25 protein-coding genes are annotated in these 21386 nt (G+C 43.9%); 16 read left to right on the top strand and 9 right to left on the bottom strand.

What is annotated here, in order from left to right; genetic code table 11:
• Positions 1-177 precede the first annotated feature (177 nt).
• Positions 178-1725 (bottom strand): DUF3360 family protein, encoded by a 1548-nt coding sequence (locus CBX98_RS03185; protein WP_005390668.1) that lies wholly within the window; start codon positions 1723-1725, stop codon positions 178-180.
• A 456-nt stretch (positions 1726-2181) separates the two neighbouring features.
• Here CBX98_RS03185 and CBX98_RS03180 point away from each other — a divergent pair, with 456 nt between their 5' ends.
• From CBX98_RS03180 to CBX98_RS03150, 6 genes are all read left to right on the top strand, one after another.
• Positions 2182-3657 carry a hypothetical protein gene (locus CBX98_RS03180; protein ID WP_053807156.1) on the top strand — a complete coding sequence of 492 codons (1476 nt, stop codon included), beginning with the start codon at positions 2182-2184 and terminating at the stop codon, positions 3655-3657.
• A gap of 264 nt (positions 3658-3921) precedes the next feature.
• Positions 3922-4692 carry an ABC transporter ATP-binding protein gene (locus CBX98_RS03170; RefSeq protein WP_005378438.1) on the top strand — a complete coding sequence of 257 codons (771 nt, stop codon included), beginning with the start codon at positions 3922-3924 and terminating at the stop codon, positions 4690-4692.
• 82 nt (positions 4693-4774) lie between these two features.
• Positions 4775-5545, top strand: coding sequence for an ABC transporter substrate-binding protein (locus CBX98_RS03165; RefSeq protein WP_012841998.1), 771 nt, complete (start codon positions 4775-4777; stop codon positions 5543-5545).
• 81 nt (positions 5546-5626) lie between these two features.
• Entirely contained in the window at positions 5627-6367 is a 741-nt protein-coding gene (locus CBX98_RS03160; protein WP_006742137.1) for an ABC transporter permease, read from the top strand.
• Positions 6368-6370: 3 nt separating this feature from the next.
• Entirely contained in the window at positions 6371-7048 is a 678-nt protein-coding gene (locus CBX98_RS03155; protein ID WP_109168564.1) for an ABC transporter permease, read from the top strand.
• 155 nt (positions 7049-7203) lie between these two features.
• On the top strand, positions 7204-9924 hold the full coding sequence (locus CBX98_RS03150; protein WP_109168563.1) for an ImpA family metalloprotease: 2721 nt from the start codon (positions 7204-7206) through the stop codon (positions 9922-9924).
• A gap of 97 nt (positions 9925-10021) precedes the next feature.
• On the opposite strand, the gene xthA is transcribed toward CBX98_RS03150, so the two are convergent.
• The 8 genes from xthA to CBX98_RS03110 form a co-directional block, all read right to left on the bottom strand.
• A complete protein-coding gene (gene xthA / locus CBX98_RS03145; protein ID WP_048626179.1) occupies positions 10022-10828 on the bottom strand; it encodes an exodeoxyribonuclease III in 807 nt (268 codons plus the stop codon).
• A 133-nt stretch (positions 10829-10961) separates the two neighbouring features.
• Entirely contained in the window at positions 10962-11984 is a 1023-nt protein-coding gene (locus CBX98_RS03140; RefSeq protein WP_109168562.1) for a tyrosine-type recombinase/integrase, read from the bottom strand.
• Between the two features lie 3 nt (positions 11985-11987).
• Positions 11988-12515 carry a hypothetical protein gene (locus CBX98_RS03135; RefSeq protein ID WP_065870449.1) on the bottom strand — a complete coding sequence of 176 codons (528 nt, stop codon included), beginning with the start codon at positions 12513-12515 and terminating at the stop codon, positions 11988-11990.
• Positions 12508-12867, bottom strand: coding sequence for an STAS-like domain-containing protein (locus CBX98_RS03130; RefSeq protein WP_065870450.1), 360 nt, complete (start codon positions 12865-12867; stop codon positions 12508-12510). The genes CBX98_RS03135 and CBX98_RS03130 overlap by 8 nt, the downstream gene beginning before the upstream one ends.
• Positions 12854-14029 (bottom strand): hypothetical protein, encoded by a 1176-nt coding sequence (locus tag CBX98_RS03125; RefSeq protein WP_109168561.1) that lies wholly within the window; start codon positions 14027-14029, stop codon positions 12854-12856. The genes CBX98_RS03130 and CBX98_RS03125 overlap by 14 nt, the downstream gene beginning before the upstream one ends.
• A 125-nt stretch (positions 14030-14154) precedes the next feature.
• Positions 14155-15741: a DUF4041 domain-containing protein gene (locus CBX98_RS03120; RefSeq protein WP_060469885.1), complete on the bottom strand. Its 1587-nt coding sequence runs from the start codon at positions 15739-15741 to the stop codon at positions 14155-14157.
• A gap of 93 nt (positions 15742-15834) precedes the next feature.
• Positions 15835-16275, bottom strand: a complete 441-nt coding sequence (locus CBX98_RS03115; RefSeq protein WP_109168560.1) for a hypothetical protein — start codon at positions 16273-16275, stop codon at positions 15835-15837.
• Between the two features lie 24 nt (positions 16276-16299).
• On the bottom strand, positions 16300-16950 hold the full coding sequence (locus tag CBX98_RS03110; protein ID WP_109168559.1) for a phage repressor protein CI: 651 nt from the start codon (positions 16948-16950) through the stop codon (positions 16300-16302).
• A 147-nt stretch (positions 16951-17097) separates the two neighbouring features.
• On the opposite strand from CBX98_RS03110, the gene CBX98_RS03105 reads away from it, so the two are divergent.
• The 10 genes from CBX98_RS03105 (at position 17098) to CBX98_RS03055 (ending at position 21380) form a co-directional block, all read left to right on the top strand.
• Positions 17098-17310 carry a hypothetical protein gene (locus CBX98_RS03105; RefSeq protein ID WP_045588167.1) on the top strand — a complete coding sequence of 71 codons (213 nt, stop codon included), beginning with the start codon at positions 17098-17100 and terminating at the stop codon, positions 17308-17310.
• A 111-nt stretch (positions 17311-17421) separates the two neighbouring features.
• The gene (locus CBX98_RS03100) at positions 17422-17961 is read left to right on the top strand and encodes a phage regulatory CII family protein (RefSeq protein WP_109168558.1); all 540 of its coding nucleotides are present in this window, start codon (positions 17422-17424) and stop codon (positions 17959-17961) included.
• Between the two features lie 9 nt (positions 17962-17970).
• Positions 17971-18306 (top strand): hypothetical protein, encoded by a 336-nt coding sequence (locus CBX98_RS03095; protein ID WP_109168557.1) that lies wholly within the window; start codon positions 17971-17973, stop codon positions 18304-18306.
• Between the two features lie 71 nt (positions 18307-18377).
• On the top strand, positions 18378-18815 hold the full coding sequence (locus CBX98_RS03090) for a hypothetical protein (protein ID WP_109168556.1): 438 nt from the start codon (positions 18378-18380) through the stop codon (positions 18813-18815).
• Positions 18812-19393: a 3'-5' exonuclease gene (locus tag CBX98_RS03085; protein ID WP_172605912.1), complete on the top strand. Its 582-nt coding sequence runs from the start codon at positions 18812-18814 to the stop codon at positions 19391-19393. The genes CBX98_RS03090 and CBX98_RS03085 overlap by 4 nt, the downstream gene beginning before the upstream one ends.
• Positions 19390-19791, top strand: a complete 402-nt coding sequence (locus CBX98_RS03080) for a hypothetical protein (protein ID WP_064376264.1) — start codon at positions 19390-19392, stop codon at positions 19789-19791. The genes CBX98_RS03085 and CBX98_RS03080 overlap by 4 nt, the downstream gene beginning before the upstream one ends.
• Before the next feature lies 1 nt (position 19792).
• On the top strand, positions 19793-20158 hold the full coding sequence (locus CBX98_RS26540) for a hypothetical protein (RefSeq protein ID WP_242446573.1): 366 nt from the start codon (positions 19793-19795) through the stop codon (positions 20156-20158).
• Between the two features lie 7 nt (positions 20159-20165).
• Positions 20166-20393 carry a hypothetical protein gene (locus CBX98_RS03070; protein ID WP_047508607.1) on the top strand — a complete coding sequence of 76 codons (228 nt, stop codon included), beginning with the start codon at positions 20166-20168 and terminating at the stop codon, positions 20391-20393.
• Entirely contained in the window at positions 20390-20575 is a 186-nt protein-coding gene (locus tag CBX98_RS03065) for a hypothetical protein (protein ID WP_109168555.1), read from the top strand. Before CBX98_RS03070 ends, CBX98_RS03065 begins: the two co-directional genes overlap by 4 nt.
• 376 nt (positions 20576-20951) lie before the next feature.
• Positions 20952-21380 carry a hypothetical protein gene (locus tag CBX98_RS03055; RefSeq protein WP_109168553.1) on the top strand — a complete coding sequence of 143 codons (429 nt, stop codon included), beginning with the start codon at positions 20952-20954 and terminating at the stop codon, positions 21378-21380.
• Positions 21381-21386 lie beyond the last annotated feature (6 nt).

The following is a 21386-nucleotide window of genomic DNA, read 5'->3' as shown; positions in this document are numbered from 1 at the left end:
CGAGTTACAAAACTATAAATATTGTCACTAGTTTTAACGTTTCTCTTTTTAAGCAACAGTTAGAGGTTAAACTAAAATTTTTTTGCAAACCTTAAACTAAATCAATAAATCCTCAAAAATCTCGATAAAAATGGGGTAGCGACTAGCGCTACCCACACATTTTCTGAACTGTCAGCTTTACAGCCAAGCTTGGATGCCATACTGGCCTTCAAGCATACCAACTGCAAGCATAGCAACTAAACAGATAATAAGTACGCTTACTGGGATCACAATCTTGTCTACAAATGACAAGCGAGACGCGCGCTCTTTATCACCAATTAAGCCGTTGTTATCTAAAAGCATAGTTAGTGCCCAAGCTAGAACAGGGTTAACGACTGCTGAACCAAAGATACAGATGCCTGCTGCTTGTGAATCTTTTGAGTCTTTCACCATCTGCATGCCTGCTTCAAGTAGTGGTAGAGAGACACCAACGAGAAGAGCAACGCGCATAACTGGTGGCCATACTGCAACATCCATAGGGAAACCAAGGATTGCAACAATAATACATAGAGAACCTAGTAAGATTGCACCGCCAGGAATAGGGCGCTTCGCGATTGCTGCAGGGATCATGTAAGTCCCCCAAGATGATGTGATGTTACCACCACCGACAGCGGTACCGACCATTTGGCGCACAGAACACATTGTCATTGTGTCATCAACGTCCATCAGTACTTTTTCACTCTTACGTGGGTAGTTCATTTCTTGGAAGATGCGGTGACCCAAGAAGTCAGGAGACCACATTGCTACAGCAAGAATTGCGAATGGTAGAGAAGCGATGAAGTGTTCCATATTAGGAAGACCAAGCATCCAACCTTCTTCTGTTGAACCCCACCAGTAGATTGGGTTTAGGTTTGGAAGACCCGTCTCGGTTACGAATTTAATATCGAAGCCTGCGCCAAGAACAAGTGCGATTGCAAGGCCAGTGAAGGCACAAACAGGGATTGCTAGCCAGCGTTTGTTCACTTTAGCAAGAAACGCGTACAGGCCAATGGTAACCGCAAGAACGATTAGACCGATGTAACCCATGCTACCTGCGGCAACTGTGTCGGATTGCAAACCAACAGCCCAAGCTTGAATGGAATTAATTTGGCTCATCGTTCCGGTTAAACCCAAGAAGATGAGAAGGCCACCAGCCGTACCTTCAGAGGTGAGGTTAACCAGTTTTGAACCACCTTTTAACAGGCTCAGAATTAAACCAAACACACCAATAAGAATTGCCAATGCAAGAGGGTGAGCACCAGCAAGCGCGATGGTACCAATAAGAGGGATCATTGGGCCGTGGTTACCTGCTAGGTTGGCTTTAGGGTTAATAAAGCCAGAAGCAAGTACACAGAAAAGAAGTGCAGGGATGAGCATCTCTACACGGGCAACTTCGATGGCGAAATCTTTGCCCAGGTTAACATGGTCCCATGCGGCAGTTAGGCCTTCAGCCCAAGACATCATTACCGCAGAGTACATCGCGATAATACCAATCGTACCGGCAAGTGCTGGAACAAGATCTTCAAGTTCAAAACGGAAGTCACGACCTGGCAAGTTTAAGCCGAAACGACGCGGCTTCATAATTTGTAGTTCGTGGTCTAGGTAGTCTGAACGGCTTGCGAACTCAGATGCTGGACGATGAAGCTCACGGTAGCTCTTGGTCTCGATATCTGAATCAGAGTGCGTTTTGTTAACTGCGTCTGACATAGATTCCTCATATATTTAAAAGTTATGAATTCTTCATTCAATTGTGTTAATCCGCATCCTGCGGCACGCTTATGCTAGCTATTATTAGATTTGTTACACGTCGACATTGTGCCTAAGCATAGCTAATAACTTATTGTGTTGAGGCACAAAAAAATCCTCATCTTTTGGCAGGAGTCTAGCAAGATAGCCATTTAGGGTGATTGATTTAGATCACTTTAAGAATGGTTGTGAAATAAAACTACAGAAAGTTTCTGGCATGCGAATGAGATGGTGAAATCTTGTGTAATTTCATTACACAAGTTGCATAAAATTAGAATTTGTTGCTCTTATCGTTCGGGGATGCGGGGTAAATATCAATATTCATGATGATTATATAAAGCTGGCTTTATTCTTGCTTTCTACAGGGCAAAGACGATTTTTTTGGCTAATCATTGCCGCTCAGTTTAGGAAAAAGACATGAAACAGCTTAAAGTACTGCCACTAGTGGCAATCATCTCAGGGTTAATGGTCGGTTGTGGCGGCGGTGGCGGTGGCGGCGGTGGTGCTGCGCCGAAAACAGCGTTTACTTTTGATTTTGCTATACCAGCAACAATGACTGAAAGTGAAGCTACTGCGAAAGGTTGTACGGTGTATGACCACAAAACTGAGCTAAACGGTGATAAAACGGTTTTAACCTATAGCGCAGCGTCAAAAGAGCAAGTGACTAACTATGTTATCGGTTACTACTCTGATGCAGATGGCAAAAGAGCCGGAGACATCATCAAACCAACCACTGATAACTTTAAGTTTTATCTTGAAGATATTCCTGACGGCGGCTTTGTAACGTTTCAAGCAATAGAATTTAACGGTAGAGAAGCTCGCGTAAATACGTTTTCAAAAGAATTCTTACAAGATAAGAAACTACGTAATGCCACGTTTGCCCTTAACCGAGACTCTTTGAACAAGTGCTTTACTGGCGGTAACTTAGCAAGCAATAAGTTTACTAACCTAGATTACCGAAATGCTGAATCAGGTGGTGGAGACTACAACTTTGTCTCGCAAACCGATATTTTCACGTCACCTAACCCTGATATGTTGCCTACCGATGAGCTTATGGGGCTTAAAGGTGAGCCTACGGCGTTGTTCCAGTATGAATCTGGTTCAAGCGACAAAGCGCTTTACCAGTATGGTATTGGTTCGTGGGGGACTGGTGAGATCGCCTTAGTCAGAGCGGATAATACGTCAAACATTTATTCGTCTTCTGATTATACTTACGACACTCTCCACATTGGTTTTATTACTAACGGCTTTGCGTATGATGCGCTGAAGCTAGATAAAACGGCCGTTGAATATAATCGCCCTAGTGCAACGAATAAAGAAACTTGGGTCTACATGGCGTTCTCAGAGAATCAAGTTAATGGTTGGGACTCTCTACTTAACGAAACGGTCTCTGATGGATGGGATATTGACGTTGATCCAAGCTCTTACTTAAATATTGATAACCTGCCAAACACAAAACCAAGTGTATCAACACAAGGAAGTGCAGACTCGGTGATTGATCTGGACATGGGTTTAACATCGTCTACAGAAGGCTTTACTCGTGTCGCTTACTTTGCGGCTTCAGGCGACTATAAAGTCACACATCGTATTTTCACAAAGAGCGACAGTGACTCTGTTGTTGTTCCTGAGCTCCATTACTACAATTTCCCAACATCAGCCGTTAACGGTTTGAAAGTTTCAGCTTCGGACGATTTTAATCGCACTGCTTTGGTATTGAGTGACGATAGCAATATCGACTCTAAAGTTTTCATGAGCTTCTTTTCTAATGGTGAAGCGTCAGAGCCTGAGCTAGATGAAGACTTGGATGGCATCATTACTTCTGAAAAAGAAGGCCTAGAAAATGAAGTGACATTACGTACTTCAAACTCATTGGTAGTCAGTCGTTTTAATTAATTCATTACGACCCTAAATAAGTTTCAATTAACACTTTTGTAAATTTATTAAGCCCCTTCTAAAGGGGCTTTTTTATATTTAATATTCAGCTTTTGAAGAATAAGTTGCTATATATTGCATATTAATTTGGCTATCGTATCTTTCTATTCGAATTATTTAGGTTAATAATTTGTTGCAAGTTTCAGGGTGTGGTGCTAATTTGTTCCGAATTAGAGAGGGCGGAGTCCCTTAATTGCAGTGACAAAAACACAGGGAGTAGAGCGCATGAATGATGTACCAGCGCTAGATATAAAAGACCTGCACAAAACATTTGGACAAAATGAAGTTCTCAAGGGAATTTCTCTTGCCGCGCACAAAGGAGATGTCATCTCCATCATTGGCTCTTCCGGTTCTGGTAAGAGTACCTTTCTTAGATGTATCAACTTGCTAGAAACGCCTACCGCAGGCGAAATTTGGGTGAATGGTGAATTAATCCAAATGAAGAACAACCGAGCAGGGGAATCCGTTCCTGCTAATGAAAAGCAAGTGCAACGTATTCGCTCACGTCTAGCGATGGTGTTCCAAGGTTTCAACTTATGGTCACACCTGACAGTACTAGAAAACGTGATTGAAGCCCCTGTTCATGTTCTAGGCGTACCAAAAGCCCAAGCGATTGAAAACGCAGAAGTCTTGCTTAAGAAAGTAGGCCTATATGAGCGTAAAGACTATTATCCTGGACACTTATCTGGCGGTCAGCAGCAACGTGCCGCTATTGCCCGTGCGCTAGCAGTTGACCCTGAAGTGATGTTGTTTGACGAGCCAACCTCGGCGCTTGACCCAGAACTCGTTGGGGAAGTATTAGGGGTAATGAGAGATTTGGCAGATGAAGGACGAACCATGCTGGTGGTCACGCACGAAATGGCGTTTGCGCGAGACGTATCAAACCATGTGATGTTCTTGCATCAAGGCTTAGTGGAAGAACAGGGAAATCCAGCTAAGCTATTTACAAACCCGGATTCAGAACGATTACAGCAGTTTATCTCATCCATTTACTAATATTTTTAGGCGGCAGACTATTGCCTCCTAAGCCAGCACAACAAACAAAACGAAATAAAATAGCAATCACAGGAGTATGGAAATGAAAAAGTGGTTATTAGCAGCAACGATCGCTGCAACGGCAGTATCTGGTGTCGCTCAAGCGAAAGAATGGAAAACAGTTCGCTTCGGCATTGAGGGTGCTTACCCTCCGTTTAGCTGGACAGAAACTGATGGTTCTCTGAAAGGCTTCGACGTAGACATGGCCAACGCGCTTTGTGAAGAAATGCAAGTGAAATGTAAGATTGTCGCGCAAGATTGGGATGGCATCATTCCTTCTCTATTAGCGCGTAAGTACGACGCAATCATCGCTGCGATGTCTATTACTGAAGAACGTAAGAAGAAAGTCGATTTCACTGGCAAATACGCACTGATTCCAAACAAATTTATTGCCAAGAAGGGGGCGAATCTGGATTTTGACAACCTAGATGGCAAGAAAATCGCCGTTCAACGTGCAACAACACACGACAAATATCTGACAGATAACTATGGCGATAAAGTAGAGATTGTTCGTTACGGTTCTTTTGATGAGGCTTACCTAGATTTAGCCAATGGTCGTGTTGCCGCTGTATTGGGAGACGCCTCTGCTCTAGAAGAAGGTGTGCTTAATAAAGCGGGCGGCGACGCGTACGAGTTTGTTGGTCCGTCATTGACCGATCCTAAGTGGTTCGGTGAAGGTTTTGGTATTGCCGTGCGTAAACAAGATAAAGATCTAACGAAGAAATTGGACGCGGCGATAATTTCACTACGTGAGAAAGGTGTTTATCAAGAAATTGCTGGTAAATACTTTAACTACGATGTGTACGGTGAATAAACCGTAATTAAGCGACCGTTGGCTTGTTCCTAGAAGTAGTCAACGGTCGATTTTTTGAGTTTAGGGATTAGGAACTCACCTATGCTAGATTTACAAGGATACGAAGCTTCGATTTTAAAAGGGGCTTTAGTAACGATAGAAGTTGCAGTGCTTTCACTCCTTCTTGCCGTGATCTTAGGTATGCTTGGCGCATTAGCTAAGTTAGCGCCTTACAAATGGGCAAGGGCGATTGCCACTCTTTACACCACCGTCATTCGCGGCATTCCTGATTTGGTTCTGATGATGCTGATTTTCTTTGGTGGACAAATACTTTTAAACAATAGCCTGTACTCCATTAACGAAACGCTCAATGAGTGGTTTGCTTCGAGTGATCCAAACCATGAATGGACGTCTTACTTACCCGACTATATTGATGTCAGCCCATTTATTGCAGGTGTACTCACGATTGGTTTTATCTTTGGTGCCTACATGGCGGAGACTTTTCGCGGAGCGATCATGGCGGTGGACAAAGGTGAACTAGAAGCGGCGAAAGCTTATGGTATGAGCTCAGCCTTATCGTTTAGAAGAATCTTACTGCCTCAGATGATTCGTCATGCATTACCTGGATTTGGTAATAACTGGTTAGTGTTACTCAAGACCACTGCGTTAGTTTCCATCATCGGCCTGGATGACATGGTGAGAATGAGCTCGTTGGCGGCGGGTACGACGAAAATGCCGTTTACCTTTTACATGGCTGTCGCGCTCATCTTTCTGTTTTTTACCAGCGTTTCGACCGGGCTACTCAAGCTTGTTGAGCGTAAGTTCAGTATTCATGCGAGGTAAGTTATGGATTTTTCTTTGATTATTGAAAGTTTCCCAACTTATCTTCAGGGACTTTGGACGACAGTTTGGCTGGTAGGATTAGCGTTGGTTATCGGTTTGTGTGTCTCGATTCCATTAGCCGTGGCACGTAATAGTACGAATTATGCCTTTAGCTTACCTTCTTGGGGATTCATTTACTTTTTCCGTGGAACGCCGTTGTTGGTCCAGTTGTATTTGATTTACTACGGTATGGATCAGTTCTTTCCTGTGAAAGATACCTTGTGGGAAAACGCCTGGTTTTGTGCTTTAATCGCTTTTATTCTTAATACGTCGGCTTATACAGCAGAAATTATTCGTGGTGCGATTAATGGCTTGCCCAAAGGTGAAGTAGAAGCTGCCAAAGCGTATGGGATGAGTAAGTTTATGACATACAGACGTATCATCTTGCCTAGTGCACTGCGTCGAGCATTACCAGCTTATTCAAACGAAGTGATTTTCATGCTGCACGGTAGTGCGGTCGCGGGTATCGTTACCATTATGGATCTAACTGGCGCTGCGCGTTTAGTTAACTCACGTTACTATGCGCCATTTGAATCTTTCCTAACGGCGGGGCTGTTCTACATGGCACTGACGTTTATGATCTTGTGGTGCTTTAAAGTGGCAGAGAAGCGCTTCTTGGCATACCTACGTCCTTTAAGTTAATAATTAATGTCAGCAATGGTATCGAAATGGGTACCATTGCTTTTTGATGATTTTGTTATCTTCATTCCTATTTTTCCTACCGATACAAAAGACTATTTCTTTTTATTCATGTACTTACATTAATATTTGATAAACCCATTGTTTAGTAAGTAAAAATGAAAAAAACAATTCTATCGTTGGGCCTTGCCGCCGTTGCCACTGGATGTGGTGGGGGAGAGGGAGAGTCACAACCTAATGCTCAAGTAAAACCAACGCCAGTTCCAGTTCAACAAGCTCTGGAAACTGGTAATGCACTGCTCGTTTCTGACCCGAACGATTTCATTCGAGAAAGTCGGCAAGTTGTGGAAGGGCACAAGAAACAGTCGAATACGATCAAATCTGCAATTGCGAAAAACCTTTCTGGCCTTTATTGGGATCCAACCCATGATGCAGCGATCTTGGCACCTCAGTATGGGTTCAACGACACCATCTTGATGACCAACGAGGCCATGGCTAGCGGTTATAAAGATCAGGCGTTGTCAATTGGCGTTGCTGGAGAAAAATCTAATGGTCAACGTTATGCGCTATTAGGTAGTAACCCATTTAGAACGGCACAACGCTTTCCCGAGTCTTCGAATGCAGCGATGACGCAATGGCTAAGCAACCTGGTCACTTGGTTGTCAGGCGGAGCTACTTCAAACGTTGTCATCGCGCAAATGGATCAGTCTTATTACTTCCCTGATGAGCAAGCGACTCGGAATTGGCTGAAAGACAATGTTTCACAAGAGTTGGCGTTTAACGAGGCCAACCTATGCGATGGTTCGAAGCTACTTAGCTGCTTGCAAACCAATACTCCAAACTTATTGATCTTGTCACAGCATCTGCAATCTGGCGACACCAACCAACAAGTACTCGATGCTCTGGCATACGCTGAGCAAGCCCAAATTCCTGTTCTATACCTGCATTGGGATGGAGGACTAACTGAACTTGGCCGAGACATTTTGGAAAAATTCCATGTTGATTATGTGGGAGATAACTATTGGCGTAAGTTAGGCTTGGTTGATTGGGCGCCTTCATCACTCATGAACTTCGTGCCAGACTCTGTTACTATGCAACAAGCGCTGCTGTCTCGTTTTGAATCTCAAAACTTCAATGTTGACTTGTCACAGTGTGATGACAAATCTTGTCCTGACACTGCGAATATGGAAAGTCAATTTTATGCAGGGGCAAACAGTATTCGCCATCGGTTGAAAAAGCTTGATGAACAAAAAGTAGATTTGTTTAATCAAGATGGCTACCAATACGAAAAACTCATGGTATTGCTGGCTGATCACTATCGTCAAACGGTTGTGTTCCCAATGGACAAACAATCAACCCAAACGACCGAATTCCTAAAATCGTATTTTGCCGATTACGTACAATACAACAGCCGAAGCGTGAACCCAAAACAACCAAATATGGGGAACTTCAGCCGTAGTGAGTTTAGCCCTGAAGTAAAGAGAATCAGCGCAACGATTAATATGGAATCAAAGCGTAACTTCCGCTCTGCTGGTGTGTATGCGCTTCCTGGGGAGACCTTTACGGTCACGCGCAATGACAGTAATGAAGTGACGACTAAAATTGTCATCAACAGTTTAAGAAGTGGCGCAACTCATGAGTTCAGCAAAGATGGATACACGCGACCAAAAATGCTGACTTCTTTCGCCTATGAGGTGAAGCCGGGTGAAACCATCACGCTGACTTCACCTTATGGCGGGCCTATCCAGGTTCACTTTAACAATAATGATGTACCAGTAGCTCTAACATTTAGCCATGTAGCGCAACACCCTGTATGGAGAAGTGAAAAGGATAACGATGCGTTTATTCAGGAGCTTGAAGCGAATTTGTTCGATTGGGCTGAACTGATCACGCCTGGATTTGAGGTACACTCTAAACGTGACAAAATGCTTGAATCTGTCAACGATGAGATGTGGTCGACACCGGCTGAAATGGCGCTGGCGACAGAAGAGTATGTTCATAACTACCCACATGTCTTGGCTGGTTTCCAAGGGCCGGGTATCGATGAGGTTCCGGAAATTATCCAGTATGCCAAAAATCAAGGTTGGGAAATCGCCAATATTGATATGGTGAAGCATATGAACGCTGACCAAGCGACGTGTGGTTACGGCTGTTCTGGTAACCCATACGATGCTTACTGGTCATTCAGCCCACTCGGTCACGGTGATTTACATGAGCTTGGTCATGGCTTGGAAAAAGGTCGATTCCGATTTGCAGGCTGGGAAGGGCATTCAACGACCAATTACTACTCGTATTACAGTAAGTCTCGTTTCTTCCAGAATACGGGGAAAGTTTCAACTTGCCAAAGCTTAGATTTCAAAGGCCAGTTTGAATTATTGCAAGCAAGCCGAACTCAAGCGGATCCAAACGCTTACATGGCAGCGCAAAATCAAACTGGTTGGAGTTGGGGAGCTCGCGTTTACATTCAAATGATGATGGCGACGCAGCATGAAGGTGTACTGCAAAATGGTTGGCATTTATTGGCGCGATTGCACCTGATTGAACGTGAGTTTAACCGCTTGAAATCGGATGATGCGCTTTGGAATGAGAGACGATTGAGTATTGGTTTCACCAACTACTCTCGTGAAGAGGCAAATAGCATCTCAAACAACGACTGGTTGCTTATTGCTCTGAGCTACATCTCTCAGCGAGACATGACGAGCTATTTAGATATGTGGGGCTTCTCGTTCACAGAAAAAGCGAAACAGCAGGTTGTGGCGCTGAATCTACCGCCGATGCCTCTCACTTACTTTGCAAGCAGCAATACCGGCTACTGTCTGAACGAATTTGCTCAAACGCCAGTCAGTGTTGATGGTCAAACGGTTTGGCCGCTGAACTAGCTGAGTAGAAAGTAACTTGCATGAAAAAGGGAGACAGAGTCTCCCTTTTTCATGGGTTAAGCTTAGCGTTGAGTCCCGCTTATTGCTCAGTTATGTATTACTTGAACGTCGACCAAATTGGAGCGTGGTCTGAAGGTTTTTCAATACCGCGCAATTCATAATCGATACCCGACTCAATACATTTTTGCGCGAGAGAAGGGGTCGCCAAAATGACATCAATTCGTAGACCTCGGTTATCATCAAACCCGCGAGAGCGATAATCAAACCACGAGAATTGATCGTTCACTTCTGGATATAGCTTGCGGAAGGTGTCCTCAAAGCCCCAATCTAGCAAGGTTTTCAGCCATTCGCGCTCTTCCGGTTGGAATGAACATTTACCTGTTTTTAGCCAACGCTTACGGTTTGGTTCGCCGATACCGATATCTGCATCAATAGGGCTGATGTTGATGTCACCCATAACAATCAATTGCTCGTCACTATTGTGATGATCGTTTAGGTAGGTCATCAGATCTTTATAAAACTGACGTTTGTATGGGAATTTTGTTTCGTGGCTGATGTTATCCCCTTGAGGGAAGTAGCCGTTTAGCACCGTGACCTTTTCGCCGTTTTCATTTAAAAACGTTGCCATGATCATGCGCTTTTGGTGCTCTTCGTTATCCGTCGGGAACCCTTTTTGTACGTGTAGAGGCTCTTGCTTACAAAGCATTGCTACGCCGTAATGTGCTTTTTGACCATGGAAATACACTTTGTAGCCCATGGCTTCGACAGCTTCAATCGGGAATGCTTCATCGTGAACTTTAATTTCCTGAAGACCAATCACATCAGGTTGGTGTTTGTCGATTAGCGCTTGGAGTTGGTGCAGTCGCGCACGTAGTCCATTGATGTTAAAGCTGATTACTTTCATATGCTTTTAAACCTATTGTTATCCCTTGCAATGCCTTTTGGCTAAAGGGTTTTTTAAAACTACTAAAATGTATGTTGATGGATAATAGTGAAGTTTGTTGAGCAATGCCGCCACTTTGTCGCCATTTATGTCGTTATACTTTAAGGCCGCTGATAGGGTTGAAATTGACTACCGACGAAAGGTGATCTGGCGAAAAATGGGCGTAAACCATCGTTTGTTCAATTTTGACATGGCCTAGTGCCGCTTTCAAATCGAGGATGTTACCGCCATTACGCATGAAAGCCGTGGCGAAAGTATGGCGCAAAACGTGAGTAGCTTGTCCCTTAGGTAATTCAGGTAACGCTTTATCAATCCACTTATGCGCGACACCATAACCACATGTAAATATTCGACCGCTGGATGTGGGGTTAAGCTCTGCAAACAACTCTTCAGAGATTGGGATAGTTCTGTTTCGCTTACCCTTGGTATTTACAAACGTTATCTTATTACCGAATACATGCTCACCTCGGAGTAAAACCGCTTCATTGATGCGAGCACCAGTGGCTAAGCAGATTTTATAAATCAAACGCAGTTCGTCATGTAGCCAGCTTTTCTTAATCGTTTCAAAGAGGCGGATAATCTGTTCTTCCCTTAAAAACGTCAATTCAGATTGCGCCTTTTTGACAGGCTCGATGCCTGTCACGGGATTTGGGTTTCGCCACTCATTGAGTGCTATCAAGCGATTGAACATTGATTTCAACAGCGCAATGTCACCGTTGTTAGAGCTGATCGCCATTTCCCTGTTTTCACGGCCGCGACCTTTATTTACACGAGCAGCCCGGTAATGGGCGAGGTCATTAGAAGTCAGTAAAGACGCAATCGGGTTATTTAGTTCTTTGGCCGTAAGCATCATGCGGTATCTTGAACGCTCACCGGATTTCAGGTTCTTACCGTGCAGTTGGTACCACAGTTCAATCACATCGGTTAAGCGGCGGTGATCGGGCTTATCGCCAAGCCAGGGCTTGTCGTTAACTTCGCGCATGGTGAACTGCTCAAAGGAAACCGCTTCACCTTTAGTAGCAAAGCGTTTGCGAATGCGCTTACCAGTTCGGCCCTGCGGATAGCACTCACAGAGCCAAGGCTTTTTACTGGCGTCTTTAAGATTTCGGACGGTCATGGTTTAACGGAAGAAAAAGGACATGATTTCAATGAACAGATAAACAACGACCAAGGCAAATAAAAGACCACCAATTGAATACCGAGCAGACCAGAGGATGTATGTCTTTGGCTTTAATACCTTTTCGAAGTGGCGAGTTTCAACTTTACTAATGATGATGTCGCAAGTCTCTTGAAGTGAAAACTTTAGTGAGCCCTTTTCTTTGTTATCGGTATCTTCATCAACAAAAGCATCGATATCAAAATCATATAGGGCTCTCAGTTCGTCTTCAGGGACTAAGTCACAAGACGCTAAAGTGTTCAGCTGTTTGACTTTCCAAAAAACGCTTTCAACTTTTGTGTTGTACCTTTCGCTTTGATAGAAAGAATTATCTTCCTTGTCTTGCCATGAAAGGTCGGAAATGGAAGATAGTGCATCAACGAGGGAATCTTTGTGATTCAGAATCGCAACCCGTTTGATATTATGGTGATGAATGAAGAGCGATATTATCCAGCTAATAAACACCCATTCAAATACAAAGCCTTTAACCATTTTGAGTACGTTTCAACTCTGCAGCTGCGATTCGTTCGTTCACTATATCTATGAAGTTTTGATTGGTATCGTGCTTAACTACTAGTTTTGCATCCAATTGAGCCTTGGTAAGCCCTTCCCTAGAAATAAGTCCAGCAAAGGCTTCAGATAAAAATGAACGACCGTATCGGTTGTAGCCAGTTAAATCTACAATAACTTTTTCGTACTCTTCATTTTTCATCGCCTTGATGAGTATGTTTTTTCTAAAAACCTCACCTGCCGTAAATTCACAACCAGGTGCATCTGTTGCGTACCTACCTTTAGGACGGGTGTGAAACTCATCGACCAACTTGATTTCTCTAATCGAGCTCATCTAAATTTATACTCCATTGTAGCATTGTGCCGGGCAGCTCATGTGAATGTTCAATTCGTGAATGTTCTTCACTGTGCCCTTTGTTGTATTGATAACAACCTTTATTACTAAACACCAGTAATAAACTGTCTGCGTCATTTGTAATGACGTCTTTTATTGATTTACTGCCTTGGCCGTGATCTTCGTCATCTAACCTTGTTAAGTCTTGCATCATTGACGCATAAATTAAACCTGAATCTCCAATCATATTCCTAAACGGTAAAACGTAAGAGCCAAATGTTCTCGCTATTCCAGTAAGAGCATGTTTTTTATTTCTAGCAACATCATCGCCTTGGATCAACGTTTTATATTGTTGAGGATAGTGCCTTTTAACCCTATTTTGAAAAACGGGGCTATCCGAGAACGATGATGGAATACCTCTTCCTGCATCATAAATTGCCAAAAACATATACCTATCAGTTGCGTTCGCATCAGTGTGCCCAACAGAGCAAATCAACCACCACTTTTTATTGAGATCTCTTTTTTCGTCTGGATAGGCATGACGTCCAACGTTTTCTAAAGTTTCTGTAACGGCTTGGGCAATTTTATCTTCTACTTTCGTGGGAATATCGCCATCGTAGAACTTGTCTCGAATAGCATCAACAAGTATGTCGGGGAAGTCAACGAACTCTTCATTGCTGCCGCTAATAACGGGTATTCTAATGTCTTCACTATCAGCAAGGGTAGCTCTGCGCTTACTTGCGCTCTCAAAAGCTCCTGCTTCGATGATAGCTTTGTTTACAGCATTAAACTTATTGCTTGCCCAGATGACAGATATCTTAGCGTTATATTTCTCTTGAATTGCAACGAGCATCAAGAACATCGGAAGCCTGACTTTTTTCGTCTCTTTGAATGACAGGTAAATGTGATTGTATTCACTTAATAAACTTTCAAGATAAGTAATAAATATGACAAGTTCTTCTGAGAATCCATCTCTCGAAAGATCTAAGTACTCGGGAACGGGGAGTATAGGTTTTCCAAACAACGTGTTAATTGTTTCATACTTAGATAGTTCTGTAGTACCTAACCCATCGAATACTTTTCTATTTTTCCTAGATGAACTACGAGGCTTCAAATACCTTTTGGCGTATTCTCTATCTGATTGTTGTAATTTTTGTTTCATGCCTATACTAGCCAGTTAATCATTATTTTTGCCGTTAAACATCCGCTGGCACTTCACCAGTTTCCAACAGTTCTTAATTGGTGACGGTCTAAAATTGTTACGCCTTTAGCCAATAACTTTACGAGCTATGCGACTGCTTCCGCTAGCTGCTCTTTAGCGATAGCAAGACTTTCTCGGTACTCAGCTGCTTCTGCTTTAAGAGTCCAATGAACATCCGTAACCCCATTTTGTTCTACAGCTTGTTTGATTTCCGCAACCGATGTTCTGAAAAACTCTTTGCGTGGATTAACCTTGTTCACAGAGTCCAAATCAAACCTTCTATGAAGTTCTTTTTCTAGAGCTGGGGCGTCTTCACTGTAAATCATTGCATGGACATCAAATGAGAACGGAACGGAAGCGTCTCCTAGTTCTTTGACTCGATCCATTGGCTCTAACCTTCGAGTCATACCAATCTTAAAGACTTCTTCACCAAAGCTGCCGATGTTACTAATAACGTAAACGTGGCCTCTGCGAGTTTGTTGGGCCATAGATAGGGCGCGTTGGCCTTTCTCTTCTGCTTCTTTAAGTTTGCCTTCGAGTTCAGCAAGCTGTGATTCATACTGAGCTCTTTGCTCATCATTCGCGGCTGCAAGTTCAGCGCGAGCTTTCTCAAGCGCTTTTTGAAGCAGGCGCTCTTCTTTCTCTGCCTCTTTACGAGCCTTTTCCATTTCTCGAATAGCTCGCTCTTCTTCTCGAATTTGCGCTTTGATTTCGGCTTGCTCTTCTCTTTCGATTTTTTTGAGTTCAAAAGTAGCTACTGCCCACTTAAGCTCATTGAGTCTCGCGTCTAGATACTCTTGGTTGATACGTGCATTTCTGAAGGGGGCGCCGTTATGATTAACGAGAGCAAAAGCATCGATGATTTCTTGCTTAATTTTCCCGTAATTATCATGTTTAACTTTCGATAGTGCGCTATCTACTTTCCCGTTAAAAGCGTCGACAGCAAAATGAATGGCATAGGTTTTACGGTGAACTTCTGCATAATCACATGCACCGGCATAACCATCCTTAACCATATCACGAACTCTCTTTCTTGCCGCTTTGAGTTCTTCACCAGCTTCCTTATGACCAAACTCATCAGCTAGATCGTCTAACACAGAGTGGTTCGGGATGATGTAGTCATCTTTGTAGCCTTCAATGGTGTTTCTCATTGCGCGAATAGCTTTATCATACGAGTCTGCTTTCGCTTTGGCTTCGTAAGCGTCACCTGCAATTTCCTTAGCTTGAGCCTCTGCAAAGCTGATAACCTTCTCAGCTTCGACTCTGGCTTCACTCTTAATTAATTCGGCTTTTTCTTTCGAATCTTTCAATCTTTGAGTCGCTTCTGACCTAAGGGACTTAGCTTCCTGGCGAATTTCGTCCGCATTTGCTTCGGCTTCAGCTAACAACTTTAAAGACTGATCACGTTTAGATGCTGCATCTTCTTCTGCTTCATCGAGTAATTTGGCGGCATGGCCTTCTATATCTATGATCGGGCCATACTTAGTTTTCAAGTCTCTTCGCTCTTCTTCAAGGCGAGCTACTTTGCCATATACATACTCGAGTTGTTTGTTAGAGTCTGCGAGTTTTTCTTCATAAGCCTTCTTGTTCTTTTTACCTCTCATCCAGCTGATGACGAGTAACAATAAAGGTAAAAAGAAAATAATGAGGGCAGTTAATGCACCTTTATCCATATGTTTTTGCTCCTAGACAACCAATTAATATTTATTATTTTTATTTCCACACCGACACGCGGCGTTTTATTTTGTACCAGCCGTTGTTAGGTTTTACCCTTCACATTCGCTAGAAAACTTCTCAACTGGCACTCGCATCATTTTCCATTGCTCGGTCATACCGGCTTTATCGCCGTTATTGCGGACACGGTTATAAACTTCTTGAACGAATAGCTTTGTACGGATGACAAACTCGGTGCTCACCTCGTGAGATATCGGTTTGTCTTTGTAACGAGCTGCCGCATCGTAAACACCGTAATGCGTGTCAATTTCTTCCATCGCAGGGTTGAACACCTTGACGCGCCACTGAGCTACTTCTTTGTAGTCTTTTGCAGATGAAAGCGACATGGCCTTTTGAATATACGGAGTCGTATCTTGAATCATATGGCCTGCTATTTCGCAGTCGCTCATCGTTGATAAATCTTCAACGTTAACAGCTTGGGCTTGTGAGGTTACTAGGGCTAACCCTAAAGCTATTGGGATTAGTTGTTTCATTACTTTTTTCCTAGCCAATTTTTATTATTTAAGTTTTGTTTCTAACACTACCTTACCGATTACCTCGATATCACCGTCCTGAACTTCAATCGTTTGTCCGTCGAAAGCGATGGCGAGTTTACCGGGTAGGCGTTGAATCTGGTTAATTGAGTGTCGGCCGTCGATGCCTATGAGGTAATTACCGTTCATTGCGTCGTTCTCTTTCTTATCGACCAGTACCACACTTTGGTTGGTTTCAATTTCAATGAGATCGGCATTCTCCAAACCAAAGCCATTAATGCGACGAACTGAATACGGCACTTTGCCTGTATCTAGCAGCTTTCCATTCGTTAAGCAGTAGCTTTTTATGATGACTGAGCTGTGCTGCGGGTTTTCCAAACGCTCAGCGCTATGATAAGTCGCCGCTTTTTTTGCTGCGTCACTGCTTCTTACTTTATCTCGGTCTTCCGGTTTTAAAGCCAGCTCTTCAATAGGCACACCCAAAGCTAAATGAAGCCGAACCATTAACTCATGTGACGTGCGATCGTGAGTGTTCCATGTGCTGAAAGTTGTTTTTGGAACGTCAAGTAACTCGCTTAGTTCTTGGAAATCATTGCAATCAGTTAAAAGCTTTAATCTCCTCGTAAAATCACTACCTTTCAAGTAGTCAAACGGAAGTATTTTTCGTTTTTTCATATGCCAAGTTTGTCCAATATCTCAAAAATAGTCATTTAACTATTTGCACAAGTCGTATGACGATCTAAGATTCTCGTGTCTCAAGATTAGTTCGAATAATCGTGAGTACAGTGAAATGTTATTAAATCAACTAAATAGGATACCACCATGTTGTCATACAACCCAGTATTACCCGTGCCATTTGTGACGTTTGAAGAATACTCACGCATCACTGGCCTAAAGCTTGAAACGATTCGAGACTACGTCCGTAAAGGCCGCATCATCATCCAAGAAAAAAGAGCCCCAAAAGAAAAGCCGCTGGTAAACCTCATTGCAATGAATGAGATAGCCGCTCGTGAAGCGCTGGCAAAACTAGGATAACCCATGCGTTTTTCCTCCCTGATTCCAACCAAAACTTACTGCCCGCTTTGGCTTCATTTATTTGCCTGGGCAGTCATTTGCATTCCAACGTTGCTATAAGGATTGTCAAACATGGACGCAAACATCGCCATGTGCAGATTACGTGAGGCCAAACAAAACGCGTTTGACGAGGCGTGCTGCGCATTTGCAACCAATCACAACATGGCAGGGTTAGCCAGAAAGATGGACATGGGCGAAACCATGCTGCGCAACAAGCTCAACCCAGAGCAGCCGCACAAGCTCTACGCCATTGAGTTAGCCTGGTTGTGTTACCACTCCGGCGACTACTCAATCCATAACGTTCTTTATAGCAATTTGGGCACCGTAACCGTGGCGCTGCCAAAGGAATCAGAACAGAAAAACTTCATCGAGCGCACGTTACTTAACAACGCGCTAAGCGGCGAGCTTTCTGGCGATGCAATGCAAATGTGCACCGCAGAGCGCCTGCCGCGTTCAACCAAAAACAAGACCTTAGCCAAAGCGCATGCCGCGCTCGGCAACCTTGTTTTGATGATTTCCGATTTAGAGAACCGCACGACTGGCGTGACCCCAATGTTGTCTATGGGGCTGGATTTCTTTGCCAACGGTGCGCCAATTCCCGGTTTAGCCTAAGGAGAACCAATGAGTCAGTTAGCTATTCAACAAGAACCATTACAACAAGCACCCAACGCCAGCGAGAGCATTGCCGCATGCAAAGCGCTTTTCAATGGTTCCGCTACACGCGGCAAGTTGAGAAAAATGTTCAACGAGCTGCCAGACAAAAGCCGTGGTTTGGTTCTTATCGCTGGCGGTATGTCACCAAAAGATTACCAACGTGAGTTTGAGTCGTTCAACGATTTAGAGCTGCAAAAAATCCGCTCAGGCATGCAGTACCTCAAAGAAATGATCGTGGGCTTTGACAACACACTCGGCGATGTTCGTCGCCTCAAACATTACCAATTCAGTAACACCCATTAATCACCAAGCCAGCCTTGCCCCCGCTGTATCCATGGGGGCCTTTTTTTCGTCTAAGCGTAGGAGCAAAGAAGATGAATACTTATGAAAAATTAACTCAAGCAAGGAATCTCATAGACGAAGCGTTAGCCACTAACACTAACGTTGGTTCTATCGGTCACCAAGAACTGCCAGCCGAAGCCTTGGCACAAAAACAAAAGCTGTTCAGTGGTCTGAATAGTGAAAAAGAAGTGTTCGGCATTGTTAACGCAATCAACGCTCTGGCTATGGAGAATACGGATGTGATGCACATCTTCACGAGCTTTTTAGGTCATGTGAACAAATTAAACGTCCATGCGGTTCCGGCTAACACGGATTACCAATCTAATAATTACAGCAGGGTATTAGATGAGTCAGTTCGTCTGGAAAGTAAAGATGCACTACAGCAACTTTTATTTATCGAAGGGAAACTAACTGAACTAATCATTGAAGCCCGTGAAGCTGCCGAAGCGAAAACGGAGGTGGAAGCATGAGCACACACGTAATGTTAGATCTAGAAACCATGGGCAACACCAGTAACGCAGCGATTGTCTCTATTGGCGCCGTTGTTTTCTCTCCGGTCACTGGTGCACTTGGTGCGGACTTTGAAGTTGTCGTTAACCTGAACAGTTCGGCTTACTACAGCGATATCGACGCATCGACCGTTACTTGGTGGCTAACGCAAAGCGAAGAAGCCCGTTCAATATTCTTGAGAGATACGCCTAAGTCATCACTAAAAGATGCGCTACTTGAATTAAACCAATGGTTCGCTGACTTGGGTGATGCAAAAGATATCCAAGTGTGGGGCAACGGTAGCGGCTTCGACAATGTGATCTTAATGAACGCATTCAAAGCGACTCGCATCAAACCTAACTTCACGCATTGGAATGACCGAGACGTAAGAACCATCGTTGAAATGGGACGTTCAATTCTCGGTATCGACCCGAAAACAACCTTTATCCGTCAGGGTGTTCACCATTCCGCGCTAGATGATGCGAAGTTCCAGGCTAAATACGTTTCAGAGATTTGGCAGTCTTTTGCAAAGCAAACGCAACAGAAGGTGGAACTATGAGCATCCTGACTATCTATCGCAAAGACTTAGAGTTCGGCCTTCGTAGCGAGGGCTTCACCTCACGCAAAATCGAGCAGTTTATTCGCGTATTCAATCCGGTGGAATCAAGCCAGGGCAACATGCTGGAGCTTGATTCTACTCGCGCCATGTTGGTGAACGTGAATGGCACTGAGCAAGGTTTGTGTCTGGAAGACTTCATCACCGCATGGTGGGTTTACTGGGTGGTGGTATTCAACCAATCAACAGACAACGCAACGCATCATCAGGCCATTGGCGCAATCCGCGCTCTTTTCTTTATCTCTGCATGCACGAAAAGCACAAGCCAAAACACCACCATGCAAACGTGGTGGCGCGACTGTGAACCTCTGCATGGCTACCCAACGCTGGAGGCAATTTGATATGGCATCACTCACTCAGTTATTTAATGAAATCGGTGACGAGAACGTAACGGTTCAAGCGCTTCACCAGTGTATGGACTCAGCCCAATACAACAAAGGGCGCACCACAATCAAATTCAAAACCGATGGTCTTGGTGCCACCGAACTAGCGGACGGCAAAAAGACCGCTCTTATCGTTTGGGTTGATGCAGCTCAATACAACAATGCACTAGCGAACGCCAAAACAATGAAGAAACCGAGCATTGTGGAATCACTACGTGAAGCTATCCAACAGGCCGAAGAGCTAGGTTTAGTCAGAACTGAAGATGGCACGGTCATCACCGGAGCTATTGAAACTGACGATGGCATTGTTTTGGTTAAGGAGTAAAGAGCTAATGGAATATGCAGCAATCATGCTTTGCCCTGATGGTGGCGTTGTTCGCCATGAAGACACGCAAGAAGTTGCCAATGTAATGGTTGGCGATTTCGACTCACTAGACCAAGCGATAGAACAGGCATGTGTTTCCCTTAGCTGTACTCACCTAACCAAAGGTGTGTTGAGCAAAGGAAACGGAAAAGGCGGTTTTATGTTGGTTACGACTCAGGAATTGGAGGCGGTATGAGTGGAGCTACAGAAATAGCGGGTTTAGCACCTCAGCGAATAGAGGAACTTATTGAAGAGCTTGTCGCCAGTGACTACGCAGCAAATGAAGTGGCACTTGGGACACTAATCTCAGGAAACACAGAGATCCAAGTGCAACTTCGGATTGTGAGTGTACCGCAGCTGTTTATAGAAGAGGACTAAATCCAATGTGGACTCAAGATGAGAAACGGTTCCTGCAGTCTAACGCGGGCGTGTTAAGCGGGACTGAAATAGCAAAGAAACTTGGTAAGTCTTTTCACTGTGTAGCGCAGTACGCATCAAGAGCGAATATATCTCTAAGGGTAAAGAATTCATCTCATAGAAAGGTTTACTCCGATGAAGTTGTACTTCGAGCTAAGGAGCTGATTAAAAGTGGTGAACTAACAAATAAGGATATAGGTAGCCGACTGAATCTACCTGAGAACTACGTAGCGCAATTGAAGTTAGGCAGGTTCCGTTCGGAAAAACCGCAAAACATTCAAAAGCGGGTGAACTCGGATTCACTCTGGGGAATTGCATTAGGTAAACAGGTGACAGTATGAGATCCGATTACATCTACGAACTAGACGGTCACAAAGGTCAATCCGCGATCGCGAAAGCGTTTGGCGTTCCTCTGGGTACTTTGAAATCTCGCTTACGTAACGGCAAGACGATTCGTGAAGCGGTTCATTTTGTTGATGGCCGTGAGAACAATTGCGGCGTTGCTACTCATGAGTGGAAGGGCATCAAAGGTATCGACAATATCGCTAAAGCGATTGGTACCACGCACACCACAATCTACAAGCATTTGAAAGCAGGTTGCACTCTGGATGAAGCAGTAGCCAAGGTTCAGAAAAGCCAAAAGCGAGCTGAGCAAGTTCGCAAACTTCGCGCTAAATCAACAGCCAAACCAATTGAGCAGGTTGGCATCAAGAAGCCAACTGAAGTTCCCGAGCTATGGCGTTTGGCTCTAGGTTTTGGTGGATAAAAATAA

The sequence above is a fragment of the Vibrio sp. T9 genome, from assembly GCF_003123985.1.
GTDB lineage: Bacteria > Pseudomonadota > Gammaproteobacteria > Enterobacterales > Vibrionaceae > Vibrio > Vibrio diabolicus.
Note: the sequence above shows the minus strand (reverse complement) of the source record. Positions and strands in the feature narration are given on the sequence as shown.